Genomic DNA, 13,824 nt, shown 5'->3' with positions numbered 1-13,824 from the left:
ATCGCGACACAAGGCCGCCCCCACACCGATCTGGCTAGGCGTTGGAGACTGTTGGAGACTGCGTTCACACCGCCAGCGCCTGCTGCACCTCGCCAACGGTGCTCGCCAGGCTGTTCAGGTGCAGGCTCAGCACACGCTCCACCGGGGCCTGGTCCAGCGGCCAGTGCAAGGCGATGCTGCCCGCCAGCCGCCCATCGGCATGCACTGGCAAGGCAATCGCGCGGATCAGGAACGGCAATCGCACCGGGTACTCCCAGAATCCTTCGGTACGTTGCCCAAAACCGTTATGGGCATCTTCTTCCAGGTTACGCATGACCGCTTCATCCCCCAGCCGCTCATCGGCCGCCAGGCGCTGGACCTCTTCACGCCCAAGTTCGCCCAGGCATGCCCGACCCATCGCCGAATGGAACAGGCTGGCGTAGTGCCCGACGATCTGGCAGTTGTTCGGGTAACGCTTGCGCAGCACCTGGGGTATCGCGCTTTCCATGACCTCCAGGCGCTGGCCATCGAAACAGGACAGGTCGACCACCAACCCGGTGCGCTCGCTCAGTTCCTGCAACAAGGGCGCCGCACGCTCGACCAACTGGCGTTTGAAACGCAGCTGGCGGTCGCCGAACAGGCGCCGGGCACACAGCCGGTAACGCCGGTCGCTCAGGCCTCGATACACCCATCCCTGCTCCTGCAAGGTCGACAGCATCCGCGACACCGTCGCCTTGGGCAGCGTCGTCAGGTAATGCAGCTCCTCCAGCCCAAGCGCCTGGTGCTCGCCAAGCAATTCGACGATCGCCAGCGCACGCTCCACCGAACGTACGCCACCGGTGTCTGCCGTGCTGCCCATGGGTATGACCTCCCTGTCTGTGCGTGGATGGTCAGAATGCCCAGCAAGATACGGGCCTGCCAAGGGCTGTCACGGTGCCAGCAGTGATGGCGGCGGACACCGTTCGACCCAATGGGTGAGTTGCTCATGGGCGTGGGCCAGTTGCAGCACGGCATGGTCGGCCTGTGCCGGGCCGATGATCTGCAAGCCCATCGGCAAACCTTGGGGATTGAAGCCGACCGGCACGCTGATGCTGGGAAGGCCCGCCAGGGTCGGGCCGATCACCACCTCCATCCACCGGTGATAGGTGTCCATCGTCCGCCCGCCGACCACCTTAGGCCAAGCCTCGCGGGCCTCGAATGGAAACACTTGCGCCGCGGGCAACAGCAAGAAGTCGTAACGTTCGAACAGGCGGCCCATGGCGTGATACCACGCGCTGCGGTCGACCGAAGCCTGGTATATCCGTGACCCGCTCAAGTGCAGCCCACCCTCCACTTCCCACTGCGCCTCGGGTTTGAGCAGTGCCCGCTTGCCGGGGTCGGCATAGGCAGCGCCGAGGTTGCCGTGCACCAGGAAATGGCGATGGGTGAGCCAGCATTGCCATAAACGTTCCAAGGCGAAGTCCGGTTGGCATGCCTCGACGTGACAACCCAGCTCGGCAAAATCCGCCAATGCCGTTTCGCACAGCCCCATCACCCCGTCCTCCATGGGCAGGTAGCCGTTGTAATCGCCCAGCCAACCCACCCGAACACCCTTGAAGTCGCGCTGCAGACCCTGGGCGAATTCACCAGGCGATGCATTCAACGACAACGGCACTCGAGGGTCGTAACCGGCCTGTACCGACAACAACCGCGCTACGTCCGTTACGCTACGCCCCATCGGCCCTTCGGTCGCCAGTTGCTGCATGAAGACCTCTGGTGCCGGGCCGTGGGGCACGCGGCCTTGGGAGGGGCGCAGGCCATAGACGTTGTTGAACGCTGCCGGGTTGCGCAACGACCCCATCATGTCGCTACCGTCGGCCACCGGCAGCAGGCGCAGGGCCAGCGCCGCCGCTGCCCCGCCACTGCTGCCGCCGGCCACCCGGCTTGGATCGTAGGCGTTGGTGGTGGTGCCAAACAGCGTGTTGTAGGTCTGCGAACCCAGGCCAAACTCCGGCACGTTGCTCTTGCCGAGGATGATCGCCCCGTTGGCCCTTACCCGCGCTACGCTGACCGCATCCTGCTGCGGCACCTGCTCGGCAAACAGCGGTGAGCCCATTGTGGTCCGAAGCCCGGCCGTGGCTGCCAAATCCTTGATCGCCTGGGGCATGCCGTGCATCCAGCCGCGCGACCGGCCGCTGGCCAATTCGCGGTCGCAGGCATCGGCCTCGGCCAGCACCGCCTCAGCCGGGCGCAGCGACACCAGCGCATTCACGTGCGGGTTGAAGCGCTCGATGTGGCCGAGGTAAGCCTGCATCACCTCACGGCACGATACCCGACGCCCATGGATCGCCTGGGACAGGGCTTCGGCATCGAGGGCGACGATAGGGTCGATAGCTAACGGCATCACGGTTTCACTCCAAGGTTGAACGCTGCAGACCTGCCCCCACGCGGTGCTTCCTTCAGGCAATAGGTGCCCAGCAGGGTCAGCAGGCAGGCAAACAGTACGTAGAACGACGGCGCCACGGGGGTACCCAGCACCTTGCTCAGCCACGTCACGATCAGCGGAGCAAAGCCGCCGAACACCATCACCGCGACGTTATAGGCCACCGACACCCCGGTGGAGCGCACCTCCACCGGAAACTGCTCGGCCAGTGCAGTGGGCGCAGGCCCGAAGAAGCCGCCAATGGCAGAGCACAGCAGCAGTTGCATCAGCAACAGCCGTTCGATCGACGGCGCCGCCGCCACCCACACATACAGCGGGTACACCATCACGAAGAACGCCAAAGTGAAGGCCATCAGCACCGGCCTGCGGCCCAAACGGTCCGACAGCGCACCCGACAACGGAATGACCACGGTCATCAGCCCCACCGCGAGCATCTGCACCAGCAGCACCTGGTCCAGCGGCAGGCCCAAATTCTTGTGAGCGAAGGTCGGCATGTTCACCAGCACCACGTAGAACGACACCGTCGCGCCACTGGCCAGGCCCATGGACACCAACAGGCTGCGACGGTGTTCACGCAGCACCCGCCACAGGCTCGGCGCCTGTCCCTTGGCCTGCTTGCGTGCCTCGATAAACTCCTCCGGCTCCTCCATGTGCTTGCGAATCCACAGCCCCACCGGCCCGATCAGCAAGCCGAGCACGAACGGAATCCGCCAGCCCCAGCTGTCCAGCGCCTCGGGGGTGCAGAGGTGGGTGACCAGCGCCACCATCGCCGCGCCTGAGAACACCGCCAGGCATTGCCCTACCAGCTGCCACGAGCCGTACAGGCCCTTGCGATGGGCGGGGGCACTCTCGACCAGGAACGCTGTGGCGCTGGCGTATTCACCCCCAGTAGCGAAGCCCTGGAGCATCCGCGCCACCACGATCAGCAGCGGCGCACCCATGCCGATGGCGAGGTAGTTGGGGGCAAAGGCGATCATGGCGATGGATACCGTCATCAGGCGGATGATCAACTGCATCGCCGCCTTGCGCCCCTTGTGGTCAGAGTAGATCCCCAACAGCACGCCACCGACAGGGCGCATGAAAAAGCCCACGCCGAAGGTGGCCAGGGCCATCAGCAACGAGGCGTATTCGTCGTCGGAAGGAAAGAACTGCCGGGCGATGATGCTCGCCAGAAAGCCGTAAACGATAAAGTCATACCACTCCAGCGCGTTACCGATGACAGCCGCGACCACCTGCCGGGTACGCGACGCGCCTGTGTTGGAAATCTGCATGGGAACACTCCATCCATCTGTTGGCCAGAAACGGTTCAGAACAGCCCGGACGCACGCGCCCAGGTTCCAGCGGCAGTCGTCAATGAAGTGGTCAGGCAGGCTCGAGCCAGCGCTCGACAAGCGCGCCCCAGTAGGCTGCGCCAGTCAGCAGGATGTCGTCGTTGAAGTCGTAGGCCGGGTTGTGCACCATCGGCCGCTGCAGGCCATTGCCGATGAACAGGTACGCGCCCGGGCAGCGCTGCAGCATCCAGGCGAAGTCCTCGCTGCCCATCAGCTTGCGGGTGTTGCCATCGACCGCCTCGGCGCCGAGCAGCTCCACCCCTACCTGCTGGGCGAAGGCGTTTTCCGCGGCATGGTTGACCAGCACCGGGTAGGCCGGGCGATGCTCGATACTGACGCGGCAACCGTAGCTTTCGGCCTGGCTGATGATGATCGCCCGCACTCGCTCGAGCATCAGTGCGCGCACCTGGGCATCGAGCGCACGCAGGCTCAGGCGCAGCAGGGCCTGCTGCGGGATCACATTGGCCGCTTCCCCCGCCTGCAAGGCGCCGACGGTCACCACGGCCGCTTCCTGGGCGTCGATGTTGCGTGCCACCACTGTCTGCAACGCCATCACCACACTGGCGGCGGCCACCAGTGGGTCGACCGTCAGGTGCGGCATCGAACCATGGCCACCGACGCCTTCGATGATGACCGTGAGCAGGTCCTGCGACGCCATCATCGGCCCTTCGCGAAAACCCAATTGCCCTGCGGGCAGCCCGGGCATGTTGTGCATGCCGAACAGCGCATCGCAGGGGAAGCGCTCCAGCAGCCCATCGGCCAGCATTGCCTCGGCCCCTCCCTGGCCCTCCTCGGCAGGCTGGAAGATCAGCGTCAGGGTGCCATCGAACTGACGCGTCGCTGCCAAGTAGCGCGCGGCCCCCAGCAGCATGGCGGTGTGCCCGTCGTGACCGCAGGCGTGCATGCAGCCCTGGTGTCGGCTGCTGTAGGCCGCGCCCGTGGCCTCGACGATCGGCAGCGCGTCCATGTCCGCGCGCAACCCAAGCGTGCGCGCGCTGCTGCCGTTGCGCAGTACACCAACCACTCCGGTTTTGCCGATGCCGGTGTGTACCTGGTATCCCCAGTCCTTGAGCAACCGGGCGACCAGTGCCGAGGTGCGGTCTTCTTCGAAACCCAGTTCGGGATGGGCGTGGATGTCGTGGCGGATGGCATGCAGGTCACTGGCCACATCGTCGAGCCAGGCCAGGATGTGTTGATGTCGGGACATGTGAAATCTCCTCGCGCGGGTGGGTTCCCGTTCTTGTTGTTCGCTTCGAGATCACGACAGGTAAGGCAGGTCGTGCTTGGCGACAGATAAACGCGTGTAGTGCGCAAGCACAATCGAATGTGGTTCCGAGGAGTGGAACACGCTTGGTGCTGTCCGGGGCGATCATTCGCCCCGCCAGTTTTGAGACCTCCGTCGAGATGCCGTCCTGCCATGATTGCACCCGCTCTAGCGCGTGGGTTCTAATTCCGACCCACCGGTTTTATCTTCGCAATCCAAGGACGCTTCATCATGTACAGGAAGATCGTACCGCTGGCGCTGCTGGCAACCCTGGCTGGCTGCTCCGACACGCCTGAGGCCACTGAGGCCAGTTTTCACAAGGCCGCCCAAGCCTATCTCGACACTCAATACCCCCACTGTTTCGTGGTCAGCTCGTTCCCGACCAAAACCAAGGACTTCGACGTCAACGGCACCAACAAGGCCCTGCACGCCCTGGCCCAGGTCGGAGTGGTCAGCGAGAAGGAAATCTCGCGCACGCAGGTTCCCGAACGTCTGTGGCAACCAGCCCGCACGGATATCTACTACGCCTACGACCTCACCGAAGAAGGTCGCAAGTACTACAAGGCCGATGCACAACGGACGGTCAACGGCAAGACCCGCGGCGGGCTGTGCTTCGGCAAGGCACAGGTCATGGCCATTGAACAGTTCAGCGAACCTGGCGAGAAGATGGGGCACACGGTTTCCGACGTGACCTATACCTACAAGATCACCGGATTGCCGGCCTGGGCAGCGAATGACAACGTCAGGTCCAGCATTCAAGACCTGGATCGGGCGGTGGCGACCCACGACGCACCCGTGCGGGAAAAGCGCCTGATGGTGCTGACAGAACAGGGTTGGGTACACGAGCGGTTGTTCGATAAGTGATGTTTGCCTGTACGGGCCCTATCGCCGCCAAGCCGGCTCCTGCAGGATCTGCGTGGTCCCTTTGGGAGTCTGCGGGCGATAAGGCCGGAGCAGGTTCACAACCACCACGCCAACACCACCGGTAGCCAGACAAAGGACAGCACCGTCGAACACATCACCAGGTTCGCTACCTGCTCTGGTGAGCGGTTGGCCCGTACCGCCATCAGGTAGTTGAACACCGCCACCGGCATTGCCGACTGCACCATCAGCACCGCCCGCTCCAGGGTTTCCATACTCAGCAGGGCACCGACCGCCCAGCCCACCGCAGCCCCCAGCACGATGCGCAGGCCACCCAGCAGCATGCCGCTGCCAATGTGCCGCAGACGAATGCTGGCCAGCGATACCCCGAGGGTCAACAACATCAACGGAATGGTCATGCCGCCCAGCAGGTCTACCGTGTTGGCCAGCCAGCGGGGCAATTCGACGTCCAGGAAAATGATCGGCATCGCACCGGCCAGGCTGATGACGATGGGGTTGCGCAACAGCGCCTTGGGTGACGCCGCGGTACCGGAGATGGCCATGCCGACGGTGAACTGGAATATCGACAGCGTCAGGAAAAACGCCACCGCCAGCGCAAGGCCATGCTCGCCAAAGGCATACAGACTGATCGGCAGGCCCATGTTGCCCGTGTTGGGAAACAGAAACGCTGGCAGCAGCACCCGCCAGTGCTGGTCGAAGATGCGGCATACCAGCAAGCCGACCACGACCATGCCGAGTAGGCAAAGCAGGCAGCCCAGAGCCATGCTGGCGAAAGCCGTCGGGTCCAGTTCGGTGCGGCTCAGCGTCGACAACACCAACGACGGCGTGCCAATGGTCATCACCAGGCTGGCAATGAACTCAGTGGGGTAGCTCAAGCCCTTGCGGGCCCAGGCGTAACCGATACCGGCGACGATAAACACCGGCGCCAGTACGGCGAACAACGAAGCGAACATCTACCGAGCCCTCCATGGAGCTGCCCTGTGCACGCGAAGGCGTGACGAGCGTTGACCGATCCAGCCCCAGCGCGCGACATCCCAAAGGGCAAAAAGCGGCATTATGCCGCAGGCTGCAGGCTCTTGGGCAAAACCTTCCAAGGCCTTAGAATCGCGCCTCCTTTTCGCCCGTCGCCTTGAACGGTGGCAACCGGCAGCAATGACAGAGTCCGCGCCTAAGCACATGGCCGCACATGTGAAATAGGCTCAATCGACCCCACCCGACCGCCCTTGCCAAGGTTCCGGTTGAGTCTTGCCCAGGTCGCATCACGAAGGCACACCCGTGCAACAACCCTGGCCGTTCAAGGCCGGGAAAGCGTGCGCGTCAGAAAAGGCGCTTTTTTCGCTTACTCAACCAGAGGTACCTATGTCTCCGCGTTTGCTGGCCATGGCGCTGGCACCCCTGCTCGGGCTGTTCATCATTGCCCTGGGCAACGGCTTCATGTCTTCCCTGACGACCCTGCGCCTGGACGCCGCTGGTGAGTCGCCCTCGATGATCGGTATCGTCTCCTCGGCCTACTTCGTCGGCCTGACCCTGGGCGCGATCTTCAACGACCGCCTGATCCTGCGCATCGGCCATATCCGCGCTTACAGCAGTTTCGCCTCGCTGATCGCCGCGACCATCCTGCTGCAGGGACTGTTCTACGATACCCACGGGTGGATCGCCCTGCGCCTGATCAACGGCTGGGCAACCGTCGGTGTGTTCCTGGTCATCGAAAGCTGGTTGCTGCTGGCGGGCGACGCGAAGATCCGGGGGCGCTTGCTGGCGCTGTACATGATCGCCTTCTACGGTGCTGGCGTGGTAGCCCAGGCGGCCCTGGGCGAAATCACTGGCTGGGGCGCAACCGCACCGTTCATGGTCGCGGGCATGCTCGCGGCGCTGTCGGTGATGCCTATCGTGATTCTGCCGCAGGTGTCGCCGCTGCTGGAGCAGGTCGAACCGCTGAAGCCTCGCCAACTGCTGGGCGTGGCCCCAACCGGGCTGGTCGGCTGCTTCGGCTCGGGCGCGGCCATCGCTGGCGTCTATGCCTTGCTGCCACTGTACCTGCAACGTATCGGCCTGGACGTGGGCGAGGTCGGCAACATGATGGCCTGGGTGATCCTGGGTGCAATGCTGTTGCAGTACCCGGTGGGCCGGTGGTCGGACCGCAAGGACCGCCAGGACGTGCTGATAGCCCTTGGCGCCTTGTGCACGGTACTGTCGGTAGTGATCGTGTTGCTGCCCTCGCAGTCGGTGTTGCTGCCGGCGATGCTGTTCCTGCTGGGTGGCGGGGTGTTCGCACTGTATCCGGTTGCAGTCAGCCACGCAGCCGACCGCGCCCCGGCCGAAGCGCTGGTACCGATGATCCAAGGCCTGCTGCTGATCAACTCACTGGGTTCGGCGCTGGCCCCGCTGGCTATCTCGCCGGTTATGACCAGCTACGGCGAAGTCGGGCTGTTCTGGGCCTTCGCCGTCATCAACCTGGCCATGGTCAGCTTCTTCATGTGGCGCAGGGGCAAGCGACCGGCACCTGAACACCCTGCTCCCTTCGCCCCGGCCACGACCTTCTCGCCCACTGGCGCAGAGCTGCGGGTGACAGAAGATTTGATGCACGCGTGCCAGGAGCATCCCCCCCAACAGCCTGCTCCCTCGCAGGCAGCGCCAAAGGCTGACATCGGGTGATATCCATCGCAGGCGGGTCCACGATACTTCCGGTGACCGCCCGTCGCCCGAAAGGCACGTCAAGGTCCAGCGAAAGCCGAATGAATGACAGATCGTTCCCACGGGAGATTTAACATGGTCCGCATTCGTTCGCTTTCGCTGTGCCTCGCCCTGACCTTGGGTATTGCCTCAGGCAGCTTCGCCGCCAGCGGCGGGTATGGAAACGACACCCAGCCCCCGGCAACCCCGTCTGGCGCCCCTTCCAAGCCTAAGCCTTACGATGAAGGCAAAACGTACGACGAAGGCAAGACTGCTGGCGAAAAAGGCAGCAGCGTCAATAGCCCGGGCAGCAGTAAGGATAACGACAGCAGTGACACGGGAAGCGACTCCGACGCCGCCGATGGCGCCAGCGGTGGTTCCAACAGCACCGGTGAAGCGACAGGGTCTGGCGCGGGCAGTACGGGGGGTACCGCCGAGGACCAGGACAGCCGTTGAGAAGCAACCCGGTCAGGCCCCCACCGCGACCCGAGGCACGGGTTCGCGGTCAGCGCCAGAACCTGGGGTCGTCCACCACCTGTTGATGGGCTTCGAACAACGCCGGGAGTTGCTCCTTCAGGTAATCGAGCCAGGTGCGTACCTTGGCATCGAGGTAATGACGCGACGGATAGATGGCGTAGATTTCCCGCTGGCGCAACCGGTGCGGCGCCAGCAGGCGGAACAGGCGGCCTTCCTCGATGGCATGGCTGGCAGAGTAGTATGGCAACAAGCCCACCCCCATGCCCAGTTCAGTGGCTTTGAGCATGGCATCGGCGACGTTGGTGAGGAAGGTGTCCTGGGGCACGACCACACTGCGTCCCTGGTCGTGATCGAATGACCAGTCCTCTTCGAACAAGGGGTCGACCATGCGCAGGCAGGCATGATCGTTCAAGTCTTCCGGCTTGGTCGGCACGCCATGGCGCGCCAGGTACTCGGGTGATGCGCAAAGGATGCTGTAGATGCTGCCCAACGGGATAGCGATCAATTGCGAGTCAGGCAACCCTTTGCCGATGGTGATCACGATATCGTGGCCTTCGTCCAACGGGTCGGGGTTGCGCTGTGACAGGGTCAACTCCATCACCACTTCCGGGCACGCCGCGTTGTAGCGTGCCACCAAGGGCATCATCAACAAGCCCAGGCCATGGGTGCAGTGAAAACGCAGACGCCCCCGGGGGTTGAGGTGGGCACCCCGGGCCTCATCCATGGCTTCGTCGGTCAACGACAGAATGTGCCGTGAACGCTCAAGAAATCGCTCCCCCGCCTCGCTCATGCGCAAGCGCCGCGTGGTGCGGTGTAGCAGCCGGGTCTGCAATTGGTTTTCCAGCTCGGCAACGATGCGCGACACCTGCGCCGCGGATATATCCAGGGCATTGGCGGCCGCGGCAAAGCTGCCGCACTCCACCACCCGGGCGAACGTGCGCATGGCGTGCAGCATGTCCATCGTATTCGGCTCCTTTCTTCGACCTTATTCGTACATCCAAGGCAAGAATCTATCACGAATTAGGCCATTTATTGTGGATCATCAATGAATACATCATTAGTAAAACATTGAAGAAGGAGCCTGCCATGAAACGTTCGATCGCTTTGCTTGCTTTGTCCGCCGCCCTCGCCTCGTTCGGCGCCGTGGCCGACCAGAGCGCCGGCCAACCGGCCTCCAGCGAGGCCACCTACGAATACGGCATGCCGCTGGATGTGGCCAAAGTCATCTCCGTCACCCCAGCCAGCAACGTCGCCGACTGCCAGGTCGGTACCGCACATATGAAGTACGTCGACCACAAGGGCCAGACCCACGAAGTCGCCTACCGGGAAATGGGCAACTGTTCTCAGCAGTGATTCAGGCCAGGGCCTGGGTGATCCAGGCGACCTGACGAGTGAAGTCACGGGTCTTTTCCTGCGGTACTGCGTCCCGGGCGCGCTCGAAATGGGCCAGTGTCTGCTGTTTCTGACGCAACATGCGCTGCCACTTGGTAATGAACGCCGGACTTTTTTCCTGCAACAGCATTGGGCCGAAGTAAAGTTGTTCGGCGGTGTAGCTCACGGCTTCGCAAGGCTCGGCGACGATGATTTCGTAGTCAAAGCGGTTTTCGCGCAGCAATTCTTCGCGGCAAATCCGGTAGCCGTTGTCCATCAGCCACTGACGCAGTTCCCGCTCATCGCCATTGGGCTGCAGAATCAGGCGCGTCACGCCCTGCAAGCGGGCCTTGCCCTGTTCCAGAATGTCGCGAATCGTTTCGCCACCCATGCCGCAGATGCTGACGGTGTTGACCCGGTCGGAAGGTTCGATGGCCGCCAGGCCATTGGCCAGGCGAACAGTGATGCGACCTTCCAGGCCGTTCTTGCGCACCTTGCGCTGGGCCGAGGCGAAAGGCGTCTGCGCCACTTCACCCGCCACCCCAGCTTCAATGATGCCGCGCAGCATCAGGGCTACCGGCAGGTAGCCATGGTCCGAGCCGATATCGGCCAGCCGCGCGCCTCGCGGCACATAGGCCGCCACACGCTCAAGGCGCATCGACAAAGTCTGTTCGTTCAACGTGAAGCCCCTTGCTCAACAATCGGGCGCGATTCTGACGGCCAGCGCCCGGCATTACAACGGACGTTGGCCCAACGGTGTCGCTCGACCCGCTCGTCGTGCTCGCGTAGGCTTGCGGGTTTCATTCCGTTGCAAGGCAAACTCCCATGGCAGACCTCATCTACACCCCGGACTCCGACGCCGACTCCATTTCCTCCGACGTCGCCGAGTTCAACGGCATTCTGGTCACCACCCAGATTCCCGCCGATATCGAAGCTGACATCACCGCGCAGAGCGAAAGTACCCTGCAGGCCCTGAAGGACGCGCTGGAAAAAGCCGGCAGCGGCATGGACCGCGTCATGCACCTGACCATCTACCTCACCGATATGGCTGACCGCCCTGCGTTCAACGAGGTATACCAGCGTTTCTTCCAAAAGCCGTGGCCGGTGCGTGCCGCCGTGGGCGTGGCGGCGCTGGCGTTCCCGACCATGCGCGTCGAAGTGACGGCGATGGCCGCCAAGCGCTGATCCGCCGGCAACACCCCGCCGCTGGCAAGCCAGCGCCCAACGGTCCTGCGTTTGTTTCAGCATCTGCCGTCGGGGCCGGCTTGCCGGCGATCACCGGCAACGCCAGTGTTTCTTTCCCACTGAGCAGCCCGAGGATGCCGCCAACCCAATTCACCGCTACAATGCCCGCCTTGACCGTGACAGCCCGACCATAACGACATGTCCCTTCCAAAGAATCACCTGGAACTGCTTAGCCCTGCCCGCGACGTGGCCATTGCCCGCGAAGCCATCCTGCACGGCGCTGACGCCATCTACATCGGCGGCCCGAGCTTCGGCGCGCGCCACAACGCCTGCAACGAAGTCAGCGATATCGCCGAGTTGGTTGAATTCGCCCATCGCTACCATGCGCGAGTGTTCACCACCCTCAACACCATCCTCCACGACAATGAGCTGGAGCCGGCGCGCAAGCTGATCCACCAGCTCTATGACGCAGGTGTCGACGCGCTTATCGTCCAGGACCTGGGTGTGATGGAGCTGGACATTCCGCCGATCGAGCTGCATGCCAGTACCCAGACCGACATCCGCACCCTGGAGCGGGCCAAGTTCCTCGACCAGGCCGGCTTCTCGCAACTGGTGTTGGCCCGCGAGCTGAACCTGCAGCAGATCCGCGCCATTGCCGCCGAAACCGACGCCGCCATCGAGTTCTTCATCCATGGCGCGCTCTGCGTGGCGTTCTCCGGCCAGTGCAACATCTCCCATGCCCAGACCGGTCGCAGCGCCAACCGTGGCGACTGCTCCCAGGCCTGCCGCCTGCCCTACACGCTCAAGGACGACCAGGGCCGTGTGGTGGCCTTCGAAAAGCACCTGCTGTCGATGAAGGACAACAACCAGACCGCCAACCTGCGCGACCTGGTGGATGCTGGCGTGCGCTCGTTCAAGATCGAAGGCCGCTACAAGGACATGGGCTATGTGAAGAACATCACCGCCCACTACCGCAAAGAGCTGGACGCCATCCTCGAAGACCGCCCGGACCTGGCACGCGCCTCCAGCGGTCGTACCCAGCACTTCTTCGTGCCCGACCCGGACAAGACGTTCCACCGTGGCAGCACCGACTACTTCGTCACCGACCGCAAGGTCGACATCGGTGCTTTCGACTCGCCGACCTTCACCGGTCTGCCGGTAGGCGTGGTTGAGAAAGTCGGCAAGCGCGACCTGTTGGTGGTCACCGAGGTGCCGCTGACCAATGGCGACGGCCTGAATGTGCTGGTCAAGCGTGAGGTGGTGGGGTTCCGCGCCAATATCGCCGAACCACGGGGCGAGTTCGAAGAAGACGGCCAGAAACGCTACCGCTACAGGGTCGAACCCAACGAAATGCCCGAGGGCCTGCATAAGCTGCGCCCGAACCACCCACTGTCGCGCAATCTGGATCACAACTGGCAGCAGGCCCTGCTGCGCACTTCGTCCGAGCGTCGTGTAGGCGTGGAATGGCACGCCGTGCTACGCGAACAGCGGCTGGCGCTGACGGCCACCAGCGAGGAAGGCGTGAGCGTGCAAGTGGCGCTGGATGGCCCGTTCGGCGAGGCCAACAAGCCGCAACAGGCGCTGGAACAACTGCACGACCTGCTCGGTCAGTTGGGCACCACCCAGTACCACGCCGATGCCATCGAACTGGATGCGCCGCAAGCCTATTTCATCCCCAACTCGCAGCTCAAGGCCCTGCGCCGGGAAGCCATCGAGGCGCTGACCGAAGCGCGGGTCAAGGCTCACCCGCGGGGTGGACGCAAAGCCGAAACCAACCCACCACCGGTGTACCCGGAGTCGCACCTGTCGTTCCTGGCCAACGTATACAACCAGAAGGCTCGCGAGTTCTACCATCGCCATGGTGTGCAACTGATCGATGCCGCCTACGAAGCCCACGAGGAACATGGGGAAGTGCCGGTGATGATCACCAAGCACTGCCTGCGCTTCTCGTTCAACCTGTGCCCCAAGCAGGCCAAGGGTGTGACGGGCGTTCGCACCAAGGTGGCGCCGATGCAGCTGATTCAGGGGGATGAAGTACTGACCCTGAAGTTCGACTGCAAGCCCTGCGAGATGCATGTGATCGGCAAGATGAAGCCGCACATCATCGACCTGCCGACACCTGGCAGTGGGGTGGCTCAGGTAGTGGGACACATCAGCCCGGAAGACCTGCTCAAGACCATTGTCCGCGCGCCACATTGATAGCCAGAGGGGCGCATTGCGCCCCTTTCCCAGCGGCTTTC

The 13,824-nt window shown here is 63.4% G+C and carries 13 protein-coding genes; 6 read left to right on the top strand and 7 right to left on the bottom strand.

The annotated features are described in order from the left end of the window. Positions 1-64: 64 nt before the first annotated feature. The 4 genes from VXM67_RS13315 to VXM67_RS13300 form a co-directional block, all read right to left on the bottom strand. Positions 65-838 carry a helix-turn-helix domain-containing protein gene (locus VXM67_RS13315; RefSeq protein WP_023380431.1) on the bottom strand — a complete coding sequence of 258 codons (774 nt, stop codon included), beginning with the start codon at positions 836-838 and terminating at the stop codon, positions 65-67. A 69-nt stretch (positions 839-907) separates the two neighbouring features. Further along, positions 908-2,365 carry an amidase gene (locus VXM67_RS13310; protein ID WP_367237067.1) on the bottom strand — a complete coding sequence of 486 codons (1,458 nt, stop codon included), beginning with the start codon at positions 2,363-2,365 and terminating at the stop codon, positions 908-910. Then, positions 2,362-3,672, bottom strand: coding sequence for a citrate-proton symporter (locus tag VXM67_RS13305; protein ID WP_367237066.1), 1,311 nt, complete (start codon positions 3,670-3,672; stop codon positions 2,362-2,364). The genes VXM67_RS13310 and VXM67_RS13305 overlap by 4 nt, the downstream gene beginning before the upstream one ends. Before the next feature lie 91 nt (positions 3,673-3,763). After that, positions 3,764-4,939: a M20 aminoacylase family protein gene (locus VXM67_RS13300; RefSeq protein WP_023380428.1), complete on the bottom strand. Its 1,176-nt coding sequence runs from the start codon at positions 4,937-4,939 to the stop codon at positions 3,764-3,766. Between the two features lie 288 nt (positions 4,940-5,227). Between VXM67_RS13300 and VXM67_RS13295 the strand changes: the two genes are divergently transcribed. After that, positions 5,228-5,860 carry a hypothetical protein gene (locus VXM67_RS13295; RefSeq protein WP_023380427.1) on the top strand — a complete coding sequence of 211 codons (633 nt, stop codon included), beginning with the start codon at positions 5,228-5,230 and terminating at the stop codon, positions 5,858-5,860. A gap of 95 nt (positions 5,861-5,955) precedes the next feature. On the opposite strand, the gene VXM67_RS13290 is transcribed toward VXM67_RS13295, so the two are convergent. Next, the gene (locus VXM67_RS13290; protein WP_367237065.1) at positions 5,956-6,831 is read right to left on the bottom strand and encodes an AEC family transporter; all 876 of its coding nucleotides are present in this window, start codon (positions 6,829-6,831) and stop codon (positions 5,956-5,958) included. Between the two features lie 406 nt (positions 6,832-7,237). Here VXM67_RS13290 and VXM67_RS13285 point away from each other — a divergent pair, with 406 nt between their 5' ends. Together VXM67_RS13285 and VXM67_RS13280 are read left to right on the top strand one after the other, a co-directional pair. Continuing rightward, positions 7,238-8,533 (top strand): MFS transporter, encoded by a 1,296-nt coding sequence (locus VXM67_RS13285; protein WP_023380425.1) that lies wholly within the window; start codon positions 7,238-7,240, stop codon positions 8,531-8,533. Between the two features lie 114 nt (positions 8,534-8,647). Continuing rightward, positions 8,648-9,007, top strand: a complete 360-nt coding sequence (locus tag VXM67_RS13280) for a hypothetical protein (protein WP_023380424.1) — start codon at positions 8,648-8,650, stop codon at positions 9,005-9,007. 49 nt (positions 9,008-9,056) lie between these two features. Here VXM67_RS13280 and VXM67_RS13275 read toward each other — a convergent pair whose 3' ends face one another. Continuing rightward, positions 9,057-9,989, bottom strand: a complete 933-nt coding sequence (locus VXM67_RS13275; protein ID WP_027907774.1) for a LysR family transcriptional regulator — start codon at positions 9,987-9,989, stop codon at positions 9,057-9,059. A 125-nt stretch (positions 9,990-10,114) separates the two neighbouring features. On the opposite strand from VXM67_RS13275, the gene VXM67_RS13270 reads away from it, so the two are divergent. Continuing rightward, positions 10,115-10,381 carry a DUF2790 domain-containing protein gene (locus VXM67_RS13270; protein WP_023380422.1) on the top strand — a complete coding sequence of 89 codons (267 nt, stop codon included), beginning with the start codon at positions 10,115-10,117 and terminating at the stop codon, positions 10,379-10,381. 1 nt (position 10,382) lies between these two features. Here the strand turns inward: VXM67_RS13270 and VXM67_RS13265 are convergent, their stop codons facing one another. Continuing rightward, positions 10,383-11,078, bottom strand: a complete 696-nt coding sequence (locus VXM67_RS13265; protein WP_027907773.1) for a tRNA (adenine(22)-N(1))-methyltransferase TrmK — start codon at positions 11,076-11,078, stop codon at positions 10,383-10,385. Between the two features lie 146 nt (positions 11,079-11,224). Here VXM67_RS13265 and VXM67_RS13260 point away from each other — a divergent pair, with 146 nt between their 5' ends. Continuing rightward, positions 11,225-11,584: a RidA family protein gene (locus tag VXM67_RS13260; protein ID WP_023380420.1), complete on the top strand. Its 360-nt coding sequence runs from the start codon at positions 11,225-11,227 to the stop codon at positions 11,582-11,584. 198 nt (positions 11,585-11,782) lie between these two features. Beyond that, the gene (locus tag VXM67_RS13255) at positions 11,783-13,783 is read left to right on the top strand and encodes a U32 family peptidase (RefSeq protein ID WP_023380419.1); all 2,001 of its coding nucleotides are present in this window, start codon (positions 11,783-11,785) and stop codon (positions 13,781-13,783) included. Positions 13,784-13,824 lie beyond the last annotated feature (41 nt).

Source organism: Pseudomonas sp. Rh2 (assembly GCF_040762985.1).
GTDB classification, from domain to species: domain Bacteria; phylum Pseudomonadota; class Gammaproteobacteria; order Pseudomonadales; family Pseudomonadaceae; genus Aquipseudomonas; species Aquipseudomonas taiwanensis.
This window is presented reverse-complemented; position numbering and strand designations above follow the sequence as displayed.

Excerpts from the sequence above, each read along its gene's own strand:
- VXM67_RS13315 (WP_023380431.1), bottom strand. The coding sequence starts at position 838 with ATGGGCAGCACGGCAGACACCGGTGGCGTACGTTCGGTGGAGCGTGCG.
- VXM67_RS13280 (WP_023380424.1), top strand. The coding sequence starts at position 8,648 with ATGGTCCGCATTCGTTCGCTTTCGCTGTGCCTCGCCCTGACCTTGGGT.
- VXM67_RS13305 (WP_367237066.1), bottom strand. The coding sequence starts at position 3,672 with ATGCAGATTTCCAACACAGGCGCGTCGCGTACCCGGCAGGTGGTCGCG.
- VXM67_RS13290 (WP_367237065.1), bottom strand. The coding sequence starts at position 6,831 with ATGTTCGCTTCGTTGTTCGCCGTACTGGCGCCGGTGTTTATCGTCGCC.
- VXM67_RS13255 (WP_023380419.1), top strand. The coding sequence starts at position 11,783 with ATGTCCCTTCCAAAGAATCACCTGGAACTGCTTAGCCCTGCCCGCGAC.
- VXM67_RS13275 (WP_027907774.1), bottom strand. The coding sequence starts at position 9,989 with ATGGACATGCTGCACGCCATGCGCACGTTCGCCCGGGTGGTGGAGTGC.
- VXM67_RS13260 (WP_023380420.1), top strand. The coding sequence starts at position 11,225 with ATGGCAGACCTCATCTACACCCCGGACTCCGACGCCGACTCCATTTCC.
- VXM67_RS13300 (WP_023380428.1), bottom strand. The coding sequence starts at position 4,939 with ATGTCCCGACATCAACACATCCTGGCCTGGCTCGACGATGTGGCCAGT.
- VXM67_RS13285 (WP_023380425.1), top strand. The coding sequence starts at position 7,238 with ATGTCTCCGCGTTTGCTGGCCATGGCGCTGGCACCCCTGCTCGGGCTG.
- VXM67_RS13295 (WP_023380427.1), top strand. The coding sequence starts at position 5,228 with ATGTACAGGAAGATCGTACCGCTGGCGCTGCTGGCAACCCTGGCTGGC.
- VXM67_RS13270 (WP_023380422.1), top strand. The coding sequence starts at position 10,115 with ATGAAACGTTCGATCGCTTTGCTTGCTTTGTCCGCCGCCCTCGCCTCG.